Source organism: Streptomyces sp. S465 (assembly GCF_026898115.1).
Taxonomy (GTDB): Bacteria; Actinomycetota; Actinomycetes; order Streptomycetales; family Streptomycetaceae; genus Streptomyces; species Streptomyces luomodiensis.
On the sequence record NZ_CP114036.1, the window covers coordinates 2,553,805 to 2,573,404 of the forward strand.

General features: G+C 71.7%; 17 protein-coding genes. 2 read left to right on the forward strand and 15 right to left on the reverse strand.

The genetic code is table 11. The features are described 5' to 3' along the window. Positions 1–93: 93 nt before the first annotated feature. The 14 genes from N6H00_RS10990 to hisI all read right to left on the reverse strand — a co-directional run bounded on the left by N6H00_RS10990 (position 94) and on the right by hisI (position 16,663). Positions 94–1,554: a glutamate synthase subunit beta gene (locus tag N6H00_RS10990; protein ID WP_268971414.1), complete on the reverse strand. Its 1,461-nt coding sequence runs from the start codon at positions 1,552–1,554 to the stop codon at positions 94–96. Continuing rightward, a complete protein-coding gene (gene gltB, locus N6H00_RS10995) occupies positions 1,547–6,097 on the reverse strand; it encodes a glutamate synthase large subunit (RefSeq protein WP_268971415.1) in 4,551 nt (1,516 codons plus the stop codon). Before gltB ends, N6H00_RS10990 begins: the two co-directional genes overlap by 8 nt. Before the next feature lie 309 nt (positions 6,098–6,406). After that, on the reverse strand, positions 6,407–7,138 hold the full coding sequence (locus N6H00_RS11000) for a VIT1/CCC1 transporter family protein (protein ID WP_268971416.1): 732 nt from the start codon (positions 7,136–7,138) through the stop codon (positions 6,407–6,409). A gap of 188 nt (positions 7,139–7,326) precedes the next feature. Further along, positions 7,327–8,394 (reverse strand): prolipoprotein diacylglyceryl transferase, encoded by a 1,068-nt coding sequence (lgt, locus tag N6H00_RS11005; protein ID WP_268971417.1) that lies wholly within the window; start codon positions 8,392–8,394, stop codon positions 7,327–7,329. Positions 8,395–8,466: 72 nt separating this feature from the next. After that, on the reverse strand, positions 8,467–9,300 hold the full coding sequence (locus N6H00_RS11010; RefSeq protein ID WP_268971418.1) for a DsbA family protein: 834 nt from the start codon (positions 9,298–9,300) through the stop codon (positions 8,467–8,469). Between the two features lie 105 nt (positions 9,301–9,405). Continuing rightward, positions 9,406–10,227 carry a tryptophan synthase subunit alpha gene (gene trpA / locus N6H00_RS11015; RefSeq protein WP_268971419.1) on the reverse strand — a complete coding sequence of 274 codons (822 nt, stop codon included), beginning with the start codon at positions 10,225–10,227 and terminating at the stop codon, positions 9,406–9,408. Then, positions 10,227–11,507 (reverse strand): tryptophan synthase subunit beta, encoded by a 1,281-nt coding sequence (gene trpB, locus N6H00_RS11020; protein WP_268971420.1) that lies wholly within the window; start codon positions 11,505–11,507, stop codon positions 10,227–10,229. Before trpB ends, trpA begins: the two co-directional genes overlap by 1 nt. 205 nt (positions 11,508–11,712) lie before the next feature. Next, positions 11,713–11,865, reverse strand: a complete 153-nt coding sequence (gene trpM / locus N6H00_RS40490) for a tryptophan biosynthesis modulator TrpM (protein WP_432280573.1) — start codon at positions 11,863–11,865, stop codon at positions 11,713–11,715. A gap of 20 nt (positions 11,866–11,885) precedes the next feature. Beyond that, positions 11,886–12,695, reverse strand: coding sequence for an indole-3-glycerol phosphate synthase TrpC (gene trpC, locus N6H00_RS11025; protein ID WP_268971421.1), 810 nt, complete (start codon positions 12,693–12,695; stop codon positions 11,886–11,888). A gap of 157 nt (positions 12,696–12,852) precedes the next feature. Then, the gene (locus tag N6H00_RS11030; RefSeq protein ID WP_268971422.1) at positions 12,853–13,263 is read right to left on the reverse strand and encodes a DUF2752 domain-containing protein; all 411 of its coding nucleotides are present in this window, start codon (positions 13,261–13,263) and stop codon (positions 12,853–12,855) included. A gap of 117 nt (positions 13,264–13,380) precedes the next feature. Further along, the gene (locus N6H00_RS11035) at positions 13,381–13,641 is read right to left on the reverse strand and encodes an HGxxPAAW family protein (RefSeq protein WP_268971423.1); all 261 of its coding nucleotides are present in this window, start codon (positions 13,639–13,641) and stop codon (positions 13,381–13,383) included. 201 nt (positions 13,642–13,842) lie between these two features. After that, positions 13,843–14,577 carry a TIGR02234 family membrane protein gene (locus N6H00_RS11040; protein ID WP_443072927.1) on the reverse strand — a complete coding sequence of 245 codons (735 nt, stop codon included), beginning with the start codon at positions 14,575–14,577 and terminating at the stop codon, positions 13,843–13,845. Positions 14,578–14,686: 109 nt separating this feature from the next. Then, on the reverse strand, positions 14,687–16,177 hold the full coding sequence (locus tag N6H00_RS11045) for an anthranilate synthase component I (RefSeq protein WP_443072928.1): 1,491 nt from the start codon (positions 16,175–16,177) through the stop codon (positions 14,687–14,689). 120 nt (positions 16,178–16,297) lie between these two features. Continuing rightward, positions 16,298–16,663 (reverse strand): phosphoribosyl-AMP cyclohydrolase, encoded by a 366-nt coding sequence (gene hisI / locus N6H00_RS11050; RefSeq protein ID WP_268971426.1) that lies wholly within the window; start codon positions 16,661–16,663, stop codon positions 16,298–16,300. Positions 16,664–17,020: 357 nt separating this feature from the next. On the opposite strand from hisI, the gene N6H00_RS11055 reads away from it, so the two are divergent. Together N6H00_RS11055 and N6H00_RS11060 are read left to right on the forward strand one after the other, a co-directional pair. Beyond that, positions 17,021–17,734 carry a hypothetical protein gene (locus N6H00_RS11055; protein WP_268971427.1) on the forward strand — a complete coding sequence of 238 codons (714 nt, stop codon included), beginning with the start codon at positions 17,021–17,023 and terminating at the stop codon, positions 17,732–17,734. 91 nt (positions 17,735–17,825) lie between these two features. Beyond that, positions 17,826–18,458, forward strand: a complete 633-nt coding sequence (locus N6H00_RS11060; RefSeq protein WP_268971428.1) for a TIGR03085 family metal-binding protein — start codon at positions 17,826–17,828, stop codon at positions 18,456–18,458. Between the two features lie 116 nt (positions 18,459–18,574). Here the strand turns inward: N6H00_RS11060 and N6H00_RS11065 are convergent, their stop codons facing one another. After that, positions 18,575–19,411 carry an endo alpha-1,4 polygalactosaminidase gene (locus tag N6H00_RS11065; protein ID WP_268971429.1) on the reverse strand — a complete coding sequence of 279 codons (837 nt, stop codon included), beginning with the start codon at positions 19,409–19,411 and terminating at the stop codon, positions 18,575–18,577. Positions 19,412–19,600 lie beyond the last annotated feature (189 nt).

Genomic DNA, 19,600 nt, shown 5'->3' on the forward strand with positions numbered 1-19,600 from the left:
AAGGCGCCGTACGGCCGGTCCGTACGCCGTTGTACGGACGTCAGATCCGGGACCTCCGGGAGAGCCCGGAGGGTCACCCGCGGTGAAGCGCGGTCAGACCGCGAGGGCCCGGTCGGTGGGGCGGATCGGGGCGGGCAGCTCACTGGCCCCGGTCAGGTAGCGGTCCACCCCGCGCGCCGCGGAGCGGCCCTCGGCGATGGCCCAGACGATCAGCGACTGGCCGCGGCCCGCGTCACCGGCCACGAAGACACCGGGCACGTTGGTGGCGAAGTCGGCGTCGCGCGCGATGTTGCCGCGCTGGTCCAGCTCCAGACCGAACTGCTCGACCAGGCCGTTCTTCTGGTCGGTGCCGGTGAAGCCCATGGCGAGGGTGACCAGCTGGGCCGGGATCTTCCGCTCGGTGCCCGGCTTCTGCTCCAGCTTGCCGTCCTTGAACTCCACCTCGATCAGATGCAGCCACTGGACGTTGCCGTCCTCGTCGCCCTCGAAGTGGGTGGTGGAGACGGAGTAGAGCCGCTCGCCGCCCTCCTCGTGGGCCGAGGTGACCTTGTAGAGCATCGGGAAGGTCGGCCAGGGCTGGTTGGCGTTCCGCTCGTCGCCGGGCTTCGGCATGATCTCCAGCTGGGTGACGGAGGCGGCACCCTGCCGGTGGGCGGTGCCGACGCAGTCCGCGCCGGTGTCACCGCCGCCGATGACCACGACGTGCTTGCCCTCGGCGGTGATCGGGGAGGTGGTGAGGTCGCCCTCCTGCACCTTGTTGGCCAGCGGCAGGTACTCCATCGCGAAGTGGATGCCGTTCAGCTCCCGGCCCGGCACGGGCAGGTCGCGCGAGGTGGTGGCGCCGGCCGCGATGACCACGGCGTCGTACCGCTTGCGGAGCTTGGCGGCGTCGATGTCGCGGCCGATCTCCGTCTCGGTGCGGAACTTGGTGCCCTCCGCGCGCATCTGCTCGATACGCCGGTTGATGTGCCGCTTCTCCATCTTGAACTCGGGGATGCCGTAGCGCAGCAGGCCGCCGATGCGGTCGGCCCGCTCGTAGACGGCGACCGTGTGGCCGGCCCGGGTCAGCTGCTGGGCGGCGGCCAGGCCGGCCGGTCCCGAGCCGATGACGGCGACGGTCTTGCCGCTGAGCCGCTCCGGCGGCTGCGGGGTGACATCGCCGGCGTCCCACGCCTTGTCGATGATGGTGACCTCGACGTTCTTGATGGTCACCGGCGGCTGGTTGATGCCGAGCACACAGGCCGACTCGCACGGGGCCGGGCACAGCCGCCCGGTGAACTCCGGGAAGTTGTTGGTCGCGTGCAGCCGCTCGCTGGCCTCGCGCCAGTCCTCCCGGTAGGCGTAGTCGTTCCACTCGGGGATGAGGTTCCCCAGCGGACAGCCGTTGTGACAGAACGGGATGCCACAGTCCATGCACCGGCCGGCCTGCTTGCTGATGATCGGCAGCAGCGAACCGGGGACGTAGACCTCGTTCCAGTCCTTGACGCGCTCGCCCACCGGACGGGTCTTGGCGACCTCGCGGTCAGTGGACAGGAAGCCCTTGGGGTCAGCCATTGATCGCCGCCTCCATCATCTTCTCGTGGGTCTCGGACTCGGAGAGCCCGGCACGCTCGGCGGCTTCCTTGGCGGCGAGCACGGCCTGGTACGTAGCAGGGATGATCTTGCTGAAGCGCGGGAGGGCGGCCTCCCAGTCGTCGAGCAGCGCACCCGCGACGGTGGAGCCGGTCTCCTCGTGGTGGCGGCGCACCGCGTCGTGCAGCCACCGCTTGTCGGCGTCGTCGAGCCCACCGACGGCATCCCGGAGGTCGCCGTTGACGTTGTCCCGGTCGAGGTCGATCACGTATGCGATACCGCCGGACATACCCGCCGCGAAGTTCCGGCCGGTGGGTCCGAGGACGACGGCGTGGCCGCCGGTCATGTACTCACAGCCGTGGTCGCCCACGCCCTCGGAGACGACCGTGGCGCCGGAGTTGCGGACGCAGAACCGCTCGCCGACCCGGCCGCGCAGGTACATCTCACCGCCGGTCGCACCGTAGGCGAGGGTGTTGCCCGCGATGGTCGAGTACTCGGCGAGGTGGTCCGCGCTCCGGTCCGGGCGGACCACGATCCGGCCACCGGAGAGGCCCTTGCCCACGTAGTCGTTGGCGTCGCCCTCGAGCCGCAGCGTGACACCGCGGGGCACGAACGCGCCGAAGGACTGGCCGGCCGAACCGGTGAAGGTGATGTCGATGGTGTCGTCGGGCAGGCCCGCGCCGCCGAACTTCCGGGTCACCTCATGGCCGAGCATGGTGCCGACGGTCCGGTTGATGTTGCGGATCGCGACCTGGGCGCGGACCGGCTGGGCGGCCTCGGCGCTCTCGGCGTTCAGCGCGTCGGCCGCCAGCTTGATCAGCTGGTTGTCCAGCGCCTTGGCCAGGCCGTGGTCCTGCTCGACCGCCTGGTGGCGGACGGCGCCGTCGGGCAGCTCGGGCACGTACAGCAGCGGGGCGAGATCCAGACCTTGCGCCTTCCAGTGCTGTACGGCGCGGGTGGTGTCCAGCAGCTCGGCGTGGCCGATGGCCTCGTCCAGCGTGCGGAAGCCCAGCTCGGCGAGGAGCTCGCGGACCTCCTCGGCGATGAACTCGAAGAAGTTCACCACGAACTCGGCCTTGCCGCTGTAGCGCTCGCGCAGCACCGGGTTCTGGGTGGCGATGCCGACCGGGCAGGTGTCCAGGTGGCAGACGCGCATCATCACACAGCCGGAGACCACCAGCGGCGCGGTGGCGAAGCCGAACTCCTCGGCCCCGAGCAGGGCGGCGATGACCACGTCACGGCCGGTCTTCAGCTGGCCGTCGGTCTGCACCACGATACGGTCGCGCAACCCGTTGAGCAGCAGCGTCTGCTGGGTCTCGGCGAGGCCGAGCTCCCAGGGGCCGCCCGCGTGCTTGAGCGAGGTGAGCGGCGAGGCGCCGGTGCCGCCGTCGTGGCCGGAGATCAGCACCACATCGGCGTGTGCCTTGGAGACGCCCGCGGCCACGGTGCCGACGCCGACCTCGGAGACCAGCTTGACGTGGATGCGCGCCTGGGGGTTGGCGTTCTTCAGGTCGTGGATCAGCTGGGCCAGATCCTCGATCGAGTAGATGTCGTGGTGCGGCGGCGGGGAGATCAGGCCGACGCCCGGGGTGGAGTGCCGGGTCTTGGCGACCCACGGGTAGACCTTGTGGCCGGGCAGCTGACCGCCCTCACCGGGCTTGGCGCCCTGGGCCATCTTGATCTGGATGTCGTCGGAGTTGACCAGGTACTCGCTGGTCACACCGAAGCGGCCGGAGGCCACCTGCTTGATCGACGACCGCCGGGCGGGGTCGTGCAGCCGGTCGGAGTCCTCGCCGCCCTCACCGGTGTTGGACTTGCCGCCCAGCTGGTTCATGGCGATGGCGAGGGTCTCGTGCGCCTCCTGGGAGATGGAGCCGTAACTCATGGCGCCAGTGGAGAACCGCTTGACGATCTCGCTGACCGGCTCGACCTCGTCGATCGGGATCGAGGGGCGCTCGTTCTTGAAGGAGAACAGGCCGCGCAGCGTCATCAGCCGCTCGGACTGCTCGTTCACCCGGCCGGTGTACTTCTTGAAGATGTCGTAGCGACGCGACCGGGTGGAGTGCTGGAGCCGGAAGACCGTCTCGGGGTCGAAGAGGTGCGGCTCGCCCTCACGGCGCCACTGGTACTCGCCGCCGATCTCCAGCGCCCGGTGGGCGGAGGGGACGCCGGAGGCGGGGTACGCCTTGGCGTGGCGGGCGGCGACCTCCTTGGCGACGACGTCCAGGCCCGCGCCACCGATCTTGGTGGCGGTGCCGTGGAAGTAGGTGTCCACGAAGGACTCGTCCAGACCGACGGCCTCGAAGACCTGCGCGCCCCGGTAGGAGGCCACGGTCGAGATGCCCATCTTGGACATGACCTTCAGGACGCCCTTGCCGAGCGCCTTGATCAGGTTCTTGATCGCGATCTCGGCCTCGACCCCGGGCAGGAAGGTGCCCGCCCGGACCAGGTCCTCGACCGACTCCATAGCCAGGTACGGGTTGACGGCCGCGGCCCCGTAGCCGATCAGCAGCGCGACATGGTGCACCTCGCGGACGTCGCCCGCCTCGACCAGCAGCCCCACCTGGGTGCGCTGCTTGGTGCGGATCAGGTGGTGGTGGACCGCGGAGGTGAGCAGCAGCGAGGGGATCGGGGCGTGCTCGGCGTCCGAGTGGCGGTCGGAGAGCACGATCAGCCGGGCGCCGTCCTCGATGGCGGCGTCGGCCTCGGCGCAGATCTCGTCCAGCCGGGCGGCGAGCGCCTGACCGCCGCCGCCGACCCGGTACAGGCCCGAGAGGGTCGCCGCCTTGAGGCCGGGCATGTCGCCGTCGGCGTTGATGTGGATGAGCTTGGCCAGCTCATCGTTGTCGATCACCGGGAAGGGCAGGGTCACGCTGCGACAGGAGGCCGCGGTCGGCTCCAGCAGATTGCCCTGCGGGCCCAGCGAGGAGATCAGCGAGGTGACCAGCTCCTCGCGGATCGCGTCCAGCGGCGGGTTGGTGACCTGCGCGAACAGCTGGGTGAAGTAGTCGAACAGCAGCCGCGGCCGCTCGGAGAGGGCGGCGATCGGCGAGTCGGTGCCCATCGAGCCGATCGGCTCGGCGCCGGTCTTGGCCATCGGCGCGAGCAGGACGCGCAGCTCCTCCTCGGTGTAGCCGAAGGTCTGCTGGCGGCGGGTGACCGAGGCGTGGGTGTGCACGATGTGCTCGCGCTCGGGCAGGTCGGCCAGGCCGATCAGACCGGCCTCGAGCCACTCGCCGTACGGCTGCTCGGCGGCCAGCTGGGCCTTGATCTCGTCGTCCTCGATGATGCGGTGCTCGACGGTGTCGACCAGGAACATCCGGCCCGGCTGGAGCCGGCCCTTGCGGACCACCCTGGCCGGGTCGATGTCCAGGACGCCGACCTCGGAGGAGAGCACGACCAGACCGTCGTCGGTGACCCAGTAGCGGCCGGGGCGCAGACCGTTGCGGTCCAGCACGGCGCCGACCTGGGTGCCGTCGGTGAAGGTGACACAGGCCGGGCCGTCCCAGGGCTCCATCATCGTGGAGTGGTACTGGTAGAAGGCGCGCCGGGCCGGGTCCATGGAGGGGTGGTTCTCCCACGCCTCGGGGACCATCATCAGCACCGAGTGCGGCAGCGAGCGGCCGCCGAGGTGGAGCAGCTCCAGGACCTCGTCGAAGGTCGCCGAGTCGGAGGCGTCCGGGGTGCAGATGGGGAAGATCCGCTCCAGCGCCTTGTCCCCGAACAGGTCGCTGACCAGCTGGGACTCCCGGGCGCGCATCCAGTTGCGGTTGCCCTGGACGGTGTTGATCTCACCGTTGTGGGCGACGAAGCGGTACGGGTGGGCCAGCGGCCAGCTCGGGAAGGTGTTGGTGGAGAACCGGGAGTGGACCAGCGCGATGGCCGTGGCGAAGCGGCGGTCGGAGAGGTCCGGGAAGAACGGCTCCAGCTGCCCGGTGGTCAGCATGCCCTTGTAGACCAGGGTGCGGGAGGACAGCGAGGGGAAGTAGACCCCCGCCTCGCGCTCGGCGCGCTTGCGCAGCATGAACGCCTTGCGGTCCAGGGCCACGCCGGTGCTGGTGCCGTCGGCCACGAAGAGCTGACGGAAGACGGGCATGGTGGCGCGGGCCCCGTTGCCCAGCAGCTCGGGGGCGACGGGCACCTCGCGCCAGCCGAGGACGGTGAGCCCCTCGTCGGCGGCGAGCCGCTCGATCTGCTCCACGGCGGCCGCGCCCTCGGTCTGCCCCTCGGGGAGGAACGCGATACCCACCGCGTAGGCACCGGCCTCGGGCAGCTCGAAGCCGGTCACACTGGCCCGCAGGAAGGCGTCCGGGACCTGGACGAGGATGCCCGCGCCATCGCCGGAGTCGGGCTCGGAACCGGTGGCGCCGCGGTGCTCGAGGTTCCTCAGCACGGTGAGAGCCTGCTCCACGAGCTCATGGCTGGCCTCGCCGGTGAGGGTCGCCACGAAGCCGACGCCACAGGCGTCGTGCTCATTGCGCGGGTCGTACATCCCCTGTCGGGCGGGGTGGGATGCAGAACGCATCGGCTCTCCCGTCGTCGTCATGGCATTGTGCGTGTGCCGAGGGACGACGTTGGCCCTCCGCGAAATTTCATGCAGGTTACATGATGAGCAGCTTCTCGGAAACCGGAAGTTCCGTTTCATCATGCGGACACCCCGGAGCGAGGTGACGTCAGGCGATGCAGGCGATACGGGCAAGAACGGACCGAGCGACCGACGTCGCCAAGGCGCTGATCGGGCGACACTGCCCAAGCGCTTCGGGCTTATGCCCGCCTGTAAAAGGATCGAAACCGTCGAGTAACGGCGTAATTATGCGGCTCGCCGTATGGTATGTCATCCTACGGCCGTTCCGAAGAAAGTGCCCAGGGCGTAGGTCACACCCGCCGCCGCACCTCCCAGCGCCAGCTGCCGCAGCCCGCTGTACCACCAGGAGCGGGCGGTCACCCGCGCCACCACCGCACCGCAGCCGAACAGCCCGATCAGCGCCAGCAGCACGGCCGGCCACAGCGCGGTGGCGCCCAGCAGATACGGCAGCACCGGCAGCAGCGCACCCAGCGCGAAGCAGCCGAACGAGGACACCGCCGCGACCAGCGGCGACGGAAGGTCGTCCGGGTCCACGCCCAGCTCCTCGCGGGCGTGTATCTCCAGCGCCTGCTCGGGGTCCCGGGACAGCTGCTCGGCCACCTCCCGGGCCAGGGCCGGCTCCACACCGCGCGACTCATAGAGCGCCGCCAGCTCCTCCAGCTCGTCCACCGGGTGCTTGCGCAGCTCGCGCCGCTCCACCTCCAGCTCGGCCTGGACCAGATCGCGCTGGGAGGCGACGGAGGTGTACTCACCGGCGGCCATGGAGAAAGCACCGGCCGCCAGTCCCGCCAGACCGGTGATCACGATGGTCTGCCGGTCCACGGCACCGCCGGCCACACCGGTCATCAGCGCGAGGTTGGAGACCAGTCCGTCCATGGCACCGAAGACGGCCGGACGCAGCCAGCCGCCGTTCACATCACGGTGGGTGTGGTTGTCGCGGTGGGCGATATGCGGGGACTCGGTGCTGTCGATGACGGACATATGAAGATGTGCTCCCTTCGCGAAGGGTGTGGCGATGCTGCGCTCACTCCAACGGTTCGAAGGTACGCACGGATTCCCCTGCTCCGCCAGCAAGGAAGGCCGAACTTACCTCGCTGACCTGCGGAAACGTAAAGAGGCCGCCGAACCCCGAGGGGGTCGGCGGCCCGTTGGGCGCACGGTGGCGCGGGTCAGGGTTTCCGGGAGGGCTCCGCCTCGGCGGCCACCGCACCGGTCGTGTCCGCGGCCGGCTTGTCCGCGGTCGTGTCCGCATCGGTCGCGTCCGCGGCGGGCTTGTCCGCGTCGGTCGCGTCCGGCTTGGTCGTGTCCGCGGCGGCCTCGTCGACAGCGGCCGTGTCCGCCGCCGCCGTGTCCGCCGCCGCCGTGTCCGCGCCCGGCCCGTCCGCGCCGTCGCTCTTCTCGGCCGCGTCCCCGGCCGCCGCGGGCTCCACGACCGCCTCCCGGCCGGGGGCCTTCTTGGCGGAGATCACCATGTAGGCCACCGCGCCCAGGAAGACCACGATGGACGTCCAGTCGTTGAGCCGCAGCCCCAGCACATGGTGGGCGTCGTCCACCCGCAGGTACTCGATCCAGAAGCGGCCCACGGTGTAGGCCGCGACATAGAGGGCGAACGCCCGGCCATGCCCCAGCGTGAAGCGACGGTCCGCCCAGATCACCAGCAGGGCCACCCCGACGCACCACAGCGACTCGTACAGGAAGGTCGGGTGGTACGTGCCGGCCACCCGGCCCGCGTCGGCGTCGCCGTCGATCTTCAGCGCCCACGGCAGCGTGGTCGCCTTGCCGTACAGCTCCTGGTTGAACCAGTTGCCCCAGCGCCCGATCGCCTGGGCGAAGGCGATACCGGGCGCGATGGCGTCCGCGTACGCCGGGAGCGGGATGCCCCGGCGGCGGCAGCCGATCCAGGCGCCCAGCGCACCCAGCGCCACGGCCCCCCAGATCCCGAGGCCGCCCTGCCAGATCTTGAAGGCGTCCACCCAGTCACGGCCGTCGGTGAAGTACAGCTCGTAATCGGTGATGACGTGGTAGAGGCGCCCTCCGACCAGGCCGAAGGGCACGGCCCAGACGGCGATGTCGGCGACGGTGCCGACCTGGCCGCCCCGGGCGACCCAGCGCCGCCCGCCGAGCCAGACCGCGACGAAGACGCCGATGATGATGCAGAACGCATAGCCGCGCAGCGGGACCGGACCGAGATAGATCACGCCGGACGACGGGCTGGGAATGTAAGCGAGGAGGTCCATGGCAGGACCGACGCTACCGTGCCGGGCGGGAGATGCGGCAACCCACCCGGCACAACGGCTGCATAACGAGGGTCAGTCGCGGGTCGCCGCGAGGACCATGCGCTTGAGCTTCTTGGGGCTCAGCGGCTTGTCGGGGTCGCCGTACACGGACTTCCCGTCCAGCAGCACCGTCGGGGTGGAGGCGTAGCCGGAGTGGGTGAAGACGTCGTTGGACTTCCGTACCCAGGTGTCGTGCCGGCCGTCCTCGACGCACTTCCGGAAGGCGGGGGTGACCAGCCCGGGGACCGTGCCGGCCAGCTTGATCAGCCTGCTGTTGTGGGCGTAGGCGTCCCGGGTTTCCTCGGGCTGATGGCGGTAGAGCACATCGTGGTACGCCCGGAACGTGTCGGGGTCCCGGTCCTGGGCGCAGGCCGCCGCGTTCGCCGCGCGGAGCGAACCGGTGCCGCCGAGGTTTCCGTCGATGATCGTCACCAGGTGGTACTCGACCCTGAGCCGGCCGTCGTCCTGGAGCTCGTGGACGGTCTTGCGGAAGACGTCCTCGAACTGCTTGCACCCAGGGCAGCGGAAGTCCTCGAACACCGTCAGGGTCGCCGGGGCGCCCTTCCCCGATCCCTTGCTCGATTCCCCCGGCTCGCCCGGCTCCCCCTTCTTCCCCGAGGGGATCACCAGACGTCCCTTGCCGGCCGCTCCGCGCGGCGGCACCACGGCGCTGCCCGACTTGCCCGAGTCGTCATCGGTTCTGGACGCGAACATGCCCACCCCCGCGGCCACGGCGAAGACGGCCACCACCGCCCCCAGGACCCCCAGCGTCCGCTTCCTCTTCGCGCGCGCCCGCTCCCGTTCACGCTGTTCCCGCAGGCGCTCACGGGCGCCGCGCTTTCCCTCACCACGGTTTCTCTGGCTCACGCCCTCGCCTAACGAGGCGGAGGAGCACCGCTGAGCTCCTCCGCCTCGTTGTTCCCTCCAACGAGTGACCCTCCAACGGCCGACCAGCGGCCGATCGGCGGCCGGTTAGCGGCGGCCGGCGCGGACGCCCTCCGCCAGGTCACCCGCGAGCTCGCGCAGCCCCGCCAGACCGGCCTCGGTGTCGCCGTCGGCGTCCAGCAGCCGCTTGACGAAGGCCGAGCCCACGATGACGCCGTCGGCGAACCCCGCGACCTCCGCCGCCTGCGTGGCATTGGAGACGCCGAGCCCCACGCACACCGGAAGCGAGGTGGTGCGACGGGTGCGCTCCACCAGCGCGCGCGCCTCCTGTCCCACCGATTCCCTCGTTCCGGTGACGCCCATCAGGGACGCCGCGTAGACGAAACCGCTGCCCGCCGCCGTGATCTTCGCCAGCCGCTCGTCACGGCTGCTGGGCGCGACCACGAACACGGTCGCCAGACCGTGCTGCTCGGCGGCCTTCCGCCAGATCTCCGACTCCTCGACCGGCAGATCGGGCAGGATGCAGCCCGCGCCGCCCACCTCGGCGAGATCGGCGGCGAACCGCTCGACGCCGTACCGGTCCACGGGGTTCCAGTACGTCATGCACAGGATCGGCGCACCCGTCCGGGCGTGCACCTCCCCCACCGTGCGGATCACATCGCGGATCTTGACCCCGCCGCGCAGCGCGATGTCGTCGGCGGTCTGGATCACCGGTCCGTCGAGCACCGGGTCGCTGTGCGGCAGGCCGACCTCGACGATGTCGCAGCCGCCCTCGATCATGGCGGTCATCGCGTCCACCCCGCCGTCGACGGAGGGGAAACCGGCGGGCAGATAGCCGACGAGCGCGGCGCGTCCCTCGCCCTTGGCCTTCGCCAGGACCGATCCCAGCAGCTCCAGATTTCCGGCCATCACTTCTCCCCCTGGTCGTGTCGCTGCTCGTTCCGCTGGTCGTCCCGCCGCTCGTCCCGGTCGTACAGCCCGAAGTACCGGGCCGCCGTGTCCATGTCCTTGTCGCCGCGCCCGGAGAGGTTGACCAGCACCACGCCGTCGCTCCCCAGCTCACGGCCGAGGTCCAGGGCGCCCGCCAGCGCGTGGGCGCTCTCGATCGCCGGGATGATGCCCTCGGTCCGCGACAGCAGCCGCAGCGCCCGCATCGCCTCGTCGTCGGTGACCGCCCGGTACTCGGCGCGGCCGGTGTCCTTCAGGTACGCGTGCTCCGGTCCGACGCCGGGGTAGTCCAGTCCGGCCGAGATCGAGTACGGCTCGGTGATCTGGCCGTCCTCGTCCTGGAGCACATACGACCGGGAGCCGTGCAGGATGCCGGGCTCGCCCTGGCTCAGCGTGGCCGCGTGCTCCCCGGTGGCCACCCCGTGCCCGGCGGGCTCGAAGCCGACGATCCGCACGCTCTCGTCCGGCAGGAAGGCGTGGAACAGCCCGATCGCGTTGGACCCGCCGCCCACGCAGGCCGCGACCGCGTCCGGCAGCCGCCCGGTCCGCTCCAGGATCTGCCGCCGGGCCTCCACGCCGATCACCCGGTGGAAGTCGCGCACCAGGGCCGGGAAGGGGTGGGGTCCGGCCACGGTGCCGAAGAGATAGTGGGTGCGGTCCACATTGGCGACCCAGTCCCGGAACGCCTCGTTGATGGCGTCCTTCAGGGTGCGGCTGCCGGACTTCACGGCGATGACCTCGGCGCCCAGCATCCGCATCCGCGCCACGTTGAGCGCCTGCCGCTGGGTGTCCACCTCGCCCATGTAGATGGTGCACTCGAGCCCGAACAGCGCACACGCGGTGGCCGTGGCCACGCCGTGCTGACCGGCGCCGGTCTCGGCGATGACGCGGGTCTTGCCCATGCGCTTGGTGAGCAGGGCCTGCCCCAGCACGTTGTTGATCTTGTGGGAGCCGGTGTGGTTGAGGTCCTCCCGCTTGAGGAAGACCCGGGCACCCCCGGCGTGCTCGGCGAACCGCGGCACCTCGGTCAGCGCGCTGGGCCGGCCGGTGTAGTTGACCATCAGGTCCTCGAGCTCGGCCGCGAAGGCGGGGTCCGCCTTGGCCTTCTCGTACTCGGCGGCGACCTCGTCGACCGCGGCGACGAGCGCCTCGGGGATGAACTTGCCGCCGAAGGCGCCGAAATACCCCTCGGCGCTGGGCACCTGACCCTCCGGGTCCGGGATGAAGAAATCAGAGGACATGCGATGTACTCCTCGTTCGGGGCATCGCCCCGCAACAGGTGTGATGGGTGTGGGGAACCGTGTCCGAGCGGGCCGACGGGGCACGTCGCTGCCGAGACGTCGAGACGTCGATAGACCGATACGGCGATAGGCGATACGGCGATACATCGACAAACGACACCTCCCGGCGGTGGCCGGGGGCTGTCAAACCCCTAAAAGGCCCCGCTCAGCGCGTTGCCGCCCGGCGCCATCGACGCCCGTTGATCTGCCCCGGCTCACATCCGATGTGGTAGCGCACGCGCCGCCCCCGCACCCGCCGCGCGGGCGCACGGCAGCCCCGGGGCCGACAGCCCCGGGCCAGGCGCGCGTACGTCTCCATGGTCCGCCGTTCCCGTCTCGTCAGTCCCGGCCGTGGCGCAGCGCCGGATGGGCGCCCGCGGCCACCAGGTCGGCCACCGCGGCCTTGGGGTCGCGTCCGGTCACCAGGGACTCGCCGACCAGCACCGCGTCCGCGCCGTCGTTCGCGTAGGCGATCAGGTCGTGCGGTCCGCGCACGCCCGACTCCGCGATCTTGACGATGTGGTCCGGGATCTCCGGTGCGATCCGGGCGAAGTTCGAGCGGTCCACCTCGAGGGTCTTGAGGTTGCGCGCGTTGACCCCGATCACCCGGGCCCCCGCGTCGACCGCACGGGCCACCTCTTCCTCGTCGTGCACCTCGACCAGCGGCGTCAGCCCGATCGACTGGGCCCGCTCGATGAGCGAGACCAGGGCCTCCTGCTCCAGGGCGGCGACGATCAAAAGGATCACGTCGGCGCCGTACGCCCGCGCCTCCCACAGCTGGTACGAGGTGACGATGAAGTCCTTACGGAGCACCGGGATGTCGACCTTGGCCCTTACGGCCTCCAGGTCGGCCAGCGAGCCGCCGAAGCGCCGCTGCTCGGTCAGCACGCTGATGACGGCCGCGCCGCCCGCCTCGTAGTCGGCGGCGAGCCCGGCGGGGTCGGCGATCGCGGCGAGCGCGCCCTTGGACGGGCTGGACCGCTTGACCTCGCAGATGACCTTGACGCTGTCGCCCTTGAGGGCGGCGGCACCGTCCTTCGCCGGCCGCGCGCCGGCCGCCCGCTGCTTGAGCTCGTCGAGGGTGACGCGCGCCTGCCGCTCCGCGAGGTCGGCACGGACTCCGTCGATGATCTCGTCGAGCACACTCACCGAGCGGCCCCCTTCCGGGACGGGGATGAAGCTTCTGATCGGCGCCGGGCGGGGCGGTCCACCGCGTCACCCGGCACTGCGATGGTAGCCGCCGTAAGGCCGATGTTTCGCATCCGGTTGACGCAGATGCCCACCACGTGGACATACAGAACAGCGGTCATGGCGTCAGCAGTCCCCCGAACGGAAAATTCCGGACAATGGTGAAAACCAGGGCCGCCCCGCCGAGCGCGCCCGCGTGCCAGAGCCGCGCCGCCGGGAAGCGGCCGCGCACGCACCACACCACCCAGCAGACGGCGAAGACGGCGTAGCAGCCGACGGCGAGGGCGTTGTCGCGCAGGGCGGCCGGCAGATCGCCGTGCACGAGGGCATGGGCGCCGCGCAGCCCGCCGCAGCCGGGGCAGTACAGCCCGGTGAGCCGCAGCAGCGGGCAGACGGGATAGTGACCGGGCTCCCGGGGGTCAACGGCGCCGACGTAGCCGAAGGCGGCGAGGACACCCGCGAGCACGCCGAAAGGGGCGGCGAGGCGCCGCACCAGGGGAACCGGGACGGCCGGCGGTGGTTCGGTCACACCGCCGAGTCTGCCCGGGGAGCCATCGAGGCGCGGCCCGGGGCCTGTGCACCGGCCTCCGAACGGCTCAGTGCCGAGCGAGGTGGAGGCGGCCGGAGCCCCGGACCGCGCCCCGGCTCACTGCTGGGTCTGCGCCTGCGCCTGCGGCTGCGACTTCGCCGCGGGCTGCGGCTGCGGGTGCTGCGACTTGGGCATGCCCAGCCCGGCCGCGCGCATCGCCGCGCCGACGACGCCGCCGAGGGCGATGATCACGATGCCCGCCCAGAAGCCGACCGGCTTGGCCGCCACGGTGAACGCGCCGGCGACACAGAATCCGATGAAGGCGATGGTGACACCGGTCCAGGCGGCCGGGGTGTGTCCGTGGTTGTGACCCGCCATGAATACTCCTCGTAGCTGTACTGCGCCTGGTCCGGGCGCCCGGGGGCGAACGCTCCCACGCCATTGTCCCCGACGCGCGAAACACCCTTGAGCGGGGGTGGACCTTGCGGTGCGAGAGGGGAGGGCAGGCGGGTGGGCGGCCCGGACGGATGGGCGGGTGGGCGGCCCGGACGGGCTCCCTAGGCGCCCCGGACGGGCTCCCTAGGCGCCCCGCTCGGCCTCCTGCCGCACCGGGGCCTCAACCGGGGCCTCAACCGGGGTCTCGGTCGGGGTCTCGGCCGGCGCCTCGGTCGGGTCCTCGCCCCGGTCCAGGGCCTTCCACAGCTCCTCGGGGCGGTCCGGGTCGGGGGCCGGTGCGCCGCGCCGGACGCGGCCGCGGCCCGCGGTGCCCGAGCGCTCGTACCGCCCGGACATGGCGGGCCAGTGGCGGCCGTACCCCAGGGCGAGAACGCCCGCGAGCAGCAGCAGCACCCCGCCCGCCGCCGCGACCCACGGCCAGGTGGTGTACGCCACGTCGTGGATCGGGCTGTGGGTCAGTCCGCTCACCTTGGACGCCTTCTCCTCCAGCGCCGCCTTGTCGGAGGCGCCGAGGACCGAGCTGATGACGATGCCCGCGCCACTGAGGGTGAGCAGCGCCGCGACGACGACGCGGCCGATGCGGCGCACGGCGAAGACCGCGACCAGCGCGGCGAGGCCGACGACCGCGAGCGCGCCGGGCAGCCCTGTGATGTCATCGCCGTTGGCGCTCTGCGGGAGGGAGCCCTGGGCGACTGAGGCGGTGCCCTCGGCCCACTTGCGGCTGGTGGCCAGCAGAACGAGGGCGGCGCCGAGCGCACCGGCGAGCAGGGCGATGGCAAGGCTGCTTCGGCGGCCGCGCGCGGCGGGGGCGGAGGGCTCGTTCTCGGCCCTGGGCTGAGGTACGGCTGCTGCAGTCACGCCTACCACTATCCCCCACCGGGGTACGGGGCCGTTCCCGGGGATACCGGACCGACGAACCGTTCCCGGCGATACGGGACCGTCGGACCGTTCCCCGGGAATACGGGACCTACCGCCCCAGCCGGTTCGCCGAGTGCACCGCCCGCAGCACCGCTGCCGCCTTGTTGCGGCACTCCGCGTCCTCGGCCACCGGGTCGGAGTCGGCGACGATCCCCGCGCCCGCCTGGACGTACGCCGTGCCCTCGCGCAGCAGCGCGGTACGGATGGCGATCGCGGTGTCGGAGTCGCCCGCGAAGTCGAGATAGCCGACACAGCCGCCGTACAGCCCGCGGCGGCTCGGCTCCAGCTCCTCGATGATCTGGAGCGCCCGCGGCTTGGGGGCGCCGGAGAGGGTGCCCGCGGGGAAGCAGGCGGTGAGCACGTCGAAGGCCGTACGGCCCTCGGCGAGGCTGCCGGTGACCGTCGAGACGATGTGCATGACATGGCTGTAGCGCTCGATCGACATGAAGTCGACGACCTCGACGCTGCCGGGCTCGCAGACCCGGCCCAGGTCATTGCGGCCGAGGTCGACGAGCATCAGGTGCTCGGCCCGCTCCTTGGGGTCGGCGAGCAGCTCCTCGGCGAGGGCGGCGTCCTCCTGCGGAGTGGCGCCCCGGTGCCGGGTGCCGGCGATGGGGTGCAGCATGGCCCGGCCGTCCTCGACCTTGACCAGGGCCTCCGGGCTGGAGCCCACCACGTCGAAGCCCTCGAACCGGAAGAGGTACATATAGGGGCTCGGGTTGGTGGCGCGCAGCACCCGGTAGACGTCGAGGGCGCTCGCGGAACACGGCGTCTCGAACCGCTGCGAGGGGACGACCTGGAACGCCTCGCCCGCGCGGATGCGCTCCTTGATGTCGTCCACGGCCGCCATGAAGTCCTCGCCGCCCCACAGCGCGGTGTACTCGGGCAGCTCGGAGTCGGGCAGCGCGGCGGGGTCGGTGGGCATGGGGCGGACGAGGTCGGCGGCCATCGCGTCGAGCCGCGCCACGGCGTCCGCGTACGCCTCGTCCACGCCCGTTTCGAGGTCGTTGTGGTTGATCGCGTTGGCGATCAGCAGCACGGTGCCGTCCCAGTGGTCCAGCACCGCGAGGTCCGAGGTGAGCAGCATGGTCAGCTCGGGCAGCCGCAGATCGTCCCGCCCGTGCTCGCCGACCTTCTCCAGGCGGCGGACGATGTCATAGCCGAGGTAGCCGACCATGCCGCCGGTGAACGGCGGCAGCTGGACCAGGCCCCCGAGGTCACGGGGGGTGTGCAGGGCCTCGACGGTGGCGCGCAGCGCCTGGAGGGGGTCGCCTCCGGTGGGAACGCCGACGGGCGGGGTGCCCAGCCAGTGGGCGCGGCCGTCGCGCTCGGTGAGGGTGGCGGCGCTGCGGACGCCGATGAAGGAGTAGCGGGACCAGGAGCGGCCGTTCTCGGCGGATTCGAGCAGGAAGGTGCCGGGCCGCTCGGCGGCCAGTTTGCGGTAGAGGCCCACGGGGGTGTCGCCGTCCGCGAGCAGCTTGCGGCTGACGGGGATGACGCGGCGGTCGGCCGCCAGCTTGCGGAAGGTCTCGAGATCCATCGTGACAGCGTCCTGGGTCGAGGGCCGGGAAGCCCGGCGGGGCACGGGGACTGGGTTGGATGGTGGCCGGGTCGGATGGCGGCCGGTCGGTGGCTGGTCTGTCGCCGGTCTGCGGCCGGTCTACTGGCCGAGCGGGAGCACGTCGGCGTCGAAGCAGGTGCGGTCACCGGTGTGGCAGGCGGCGCCGACCTGGTCGACCTTGACGAGGATGGTGTCGGCGTCGCAGTCGAGGGCGACGGACTTGACCAGCTGGACATGGCCGGAGGTGTCGCCCTTGACCCAGTACTCCTGGCGGCTGCGGCTCCAATAGGTGCAGCGGCCGGTGGTGAGGGTGCGGTGCAGCGCCTCGTCGTCCATCCAGCCGAGCATCAGCACCTCACCGGTGTCGTACTGCTGGGCGATGGCGGGCAGCAGCCCGTCGGCACCGCGCTTGAGGCGGGCGGCGAGGGCCGGGTCGAGGGCGGAGGGGCGGTCGGAGCCGGTCATGCGACCATTCTGCACGGCCGGGCGGGCGTCCCCGCGAACAATCCCTGTCCGGCCGGCCCGCCCGAGCCCGATGACCGGGTTGTCGGTGGAATGGGGCATGCTTCGGACATGACGTTTCCGCCGCCGTCGAACGACCCCAACCGGCCTGGAGACGGCGGGGGGTTCGGTCCGCCGCCGCAACCACAGCCACAGCCACCGCAGCAGGGCTTCGGGCCGCCGCCCCCGGCGGACCAGCCCGCTCAACCGGGTCCGCCCGCGCTGCCGAGTGGCGGTTTCGGCCCGCCCCACCCGCCGGTGCCGCTGCCCGGCGGTCCGCCGCCGGGCGCTGTGCCGCCGGGCTCCATACCCCCGGGCGCGATGCCGCCCCCTCCCCCGCCGCCCGGCAGCAGCGGCTCCAAGGTCACCGCGATCGTCATCGCGGCGGTGGTGGCCGTCGCGGTGGTCGTCGGCGCGATCGTCATCGGGACGAAGGACGACGGCGGCGGCAAGGAGACGTCGGCCGACGCCGGCCCGTCCGCCTCCGCCTCGGACAGTCCCCGCTCCTCGCCCTCGGACGCCGGGCCGTCCGCCTCCGCCGCCCCGCCGGGCTCGGAGGACCCCGGCCAGGGCGCGCCGCTGGGCGGTGGGAGCGATGTCCCCGACGGTGATCCGGACGCCTCGGACTCGGCGGACCCGGGCGCGTCGGAGTCCGCCGCGCCCGGTGACCGGGTGCCGTATGTGGTGCTCGATCCCGGCCAGTGCTTCGACCATCCGGCGCTGGACAGCAGCGTCACGAAGATCGAGAAGCGGTCCTGCCGCAGCCCGCACGACGGCGAGGTGATCGCCAATGAGACGCTGAGCGGTGACTTCTCCTCCGAGAAGGCGATCCAGTCCAAGGCGCTCTCGCTGTGCGGCACGGACGCCAAGAACCGGCTGAAGAGCATCCCCAACGACGGCCGGATGTACTACTACTACGCGCTCTATCCCGCCCTGAGCACCTACACCGTCCAGGGCGAGGACCAGGTCTCCTGCGCGCTCACGCTGAGCGCCGGCCCGGACGGCAAGAAGCTGAGCGAGCCCCTGCCGGGGTGAGCCCTGGCCGGGGTGGGCCCGGCGCGGTGGCGGGGCCGCCTCAGCGGCGATTCTCATGGCCGCGGGCGGGTCCCGGCCGTAGGGTGGCCGTATGTCCACTCACGCGAAGCGCGAACGCCTGCTCCTCGCCGACCTCTTGGAGAACGCGGGCCCCGGGGCCCCCACGCTGTGCGAGGGCTGGACCACCCGCGATCTGGCGGCCCATCTGGTGGTCCGCGAGCGCCGCCCCGACGCGGCCGCCGGGGTGCTGGTCAAGCCGCTGGCCGCGCGGCTGGCCCGGGTGCAGGAGGAGTTCGCGGCGAAGCCGTACGAGGAGTTGCTCCAGCTGTTCCGCACCGGTCCGCCGCGGATGTCGCCGTTCGCGCTGAAGCAGGTGGACGAGGGGGCCAACAGCTTCGAGTTCTACGTCCACGCCGAGGATGTGCGCCGGGCCCGGCCGGACTGGACACCGCGCGAGCTGGACCCCGTCTTCGCCGACACGCTGTGGTCCCGGATCGAGCGCGGCGCCCGGGTGTTCGGCCGCCGCTCCCCGGTCGGCCTGGTGCTGCGCCGTCCGGACGGCCGTACGGCGGTGGCCCGCCGAGGCGTCCCGGTCGTCACGGTCACCGGCGAACCGGGCGAGCTGGTGATCTTCCTCACCGGCCGTCAGAAGGCCGCCCGGGTCGAGCTGGAGGGCGACAAGGAGGCCGTGGCCGCGGCGCAGGAGGCCAAGCTCGGCATCTGAGCGGCCTCGTCGGCCGGCCCGGCCCCCTGTGGTCACCGCGCCCGGCCGCACCGGGCCCGTGAGAAACCCACGAGCCCCGCCCGCCCGCGCGGCGGGCGGGGCGTCGAGCGGACTCCCTAGCACGTCTCGCGGACGTAGTCCTCGCTGTCGTCGGTGGAGACGTCCACGTCCCGCAGGACGACGCTGAGCCGGTCGCCCCAGCCCTCGCACGCCTTGGCGAAGCCCTCCTCGCCGTACTCGACGACCACGACGTGATCGTCGTACGCCTTGGCGAACGCATCGCACTCGTCGTACTGGCCGCACTCCTCGACCACCGCGAAGTCCAGCCCGGCCGCCTTCCGGCCGGACAGCAGCTCGGCGGTGTTCTTCTGACCGATGGCCAGCCCCTGGGCGTGGGCGTGCTCGGACAGCAGGGCGATGAACGCCTTGGCGTCGTTGGGGGTCAGCAGGTCCTGGGAGCGTTCGTAGCTGTCGTAGTTGTCGGGCTCGATGGCGTCGAAGCCCTTGTCGGCGCAGCCGTCGATCCATGTGTTGACCTTGTCGGCCACGCGCTCGCGCTTCTTGGCGGTGCCGATGTCGAGCAGCGGCTCGTTCCAGTCCTCGTCGATGACCAGATCGCCGTTCTTGTCGCGCAGCAGCAGGTCGTCCGGCCACTGCTTGCGCTCGCCCGGCTGGACCTGGAAGGCGTTGACGTAGCAGATGTTGTAGAGCCCGTCCGCCGGGGAGTCCGCGCGGTCGCGGCTGACGATGTCGACGCCCTTCGGCGGGGTGTACTCCCCGCCGATCTGGTAGTCGAAACCGCCGTGGACGGGCGGCAGCGCCACTTCGGACGCGTCGGCCCCGTTGGCCCCGTTGGACAGGGACACGGCCACGACGGCGGCGGCGACGGCGGCCGCCGCCACCGAAGCGACGGCCCAGCGGCGGCGAAGGCGGTGGGCATGGCTGGCGGGCATGAAAGCTCCAACACTCGCGGGCAACGACCCCGCCTCGGACGGCATCCGCCGTCCTGGCGACTGAGTCCGGGCTCGGGACCGGAACCGGGTCCCCTACCGGCTGGGCGCGCCTCTTGCCTCTTGGGCGGCACCGGGCTGGACACCGGTGCGACTGCTGCGATCAAAGCGGGCCCCGGCAACGGCGTCAAG

Excerpts from the sequence above, each read along its gene's own strand:
- N6H00_RS10990 (WP_268971414.1), bottom strand. The coding sequence starts at position 1,554 with ATGGCTGACCCCAAGGGCTTCCTGTCCACTGACCGCGAGGTCGCCAAG.
- gltB (WP_268971415.1), bottom strand. The coding sequence starts at position 6,097 with ATGCGTTCTGCATCCCACCCCGCCCGACAGGGGATGTACGACCCGCGC.
- N6H00_RS11000 (WP_268971416.1), bottom strand. The coding sequence starts at position 7,138 with ATGTCCGTCATCGACAGCACCGAGTCCCCGCATATCGCCCACCGCGAC.
- lgt (WP_268971417.1), bottom strand. The coding sequence starts at position 8,394 with ATGGACCTCCTCGCTTACATTCCCAGCCCGTCGTCCGGCGTGATCTAT.
- trpA (WP_268971419.1), bottom strand. The coding sequence starts at position 10,227 with ATGGCCGGAAATCTGGAGCTGCTGGGATCGGTCCTGGCGAAGGCCAAG.
- trpB (WP_268971420.1), bottom strand. The coding sequence starts at position 11,507 with ATGTCCTCTGATTTCTTCATCCCGGACCCGGAGGGTCAGGTGCCCAGC.
- trpM (WP_432280573.1), bottom strand. The coding sequence starts at position 11,865 with ATGGAGACGTACGCGCGCCTGGCCCGGGGCTGTCGGCCCCGGGGCTGC.
- N6H00_RS11035 (WP_268971423.1), bottom strand. The coding sequence starts at position 13,641 with ATGGCGGGTCACAACCACGGACACACCCCGGCCGCCTGGACCGGTGTC.
- N6H00_RS11045 (WP_443072928.1), bottom strand. The coding sequence starts at position 16,177 with ATGGATCTCGAGACCTTCCGCAAGCTGGCGGCCGACCGCCGCGTCATC.
- hisI (WP_268971426.1), bottom strand. The coding sequence starts at position 16,663 with ATGACCGGCTCCGACCGCCCCTCCGCCCTCGACCCGGCCCTCGCCGCC.
- N6H00_RS11055 (WP_268971427.1), top strand. The coding sequence starts at position 17,021 with ATGCCGCCCCCTCCCCCGCCGCCCGGCAGCAGCGGCTCCAAGGTCACC.
- N6H00_RS11060 (WP_268971428.1), top strand. The coding sequence starts at position 17,826 with ATGTCCACTCACGCGAAGCGCGAACGCCTGCTCCTCGCCGACCTCTTG.
- N6H00_RS11065 (WP_268971429.1), bottom strand. The coding sequence starts at position 19,411 with ATGCCCGCCAGCCATGCCCACCGCCTTCGCCGCCGCTGGGCCGTCGCT.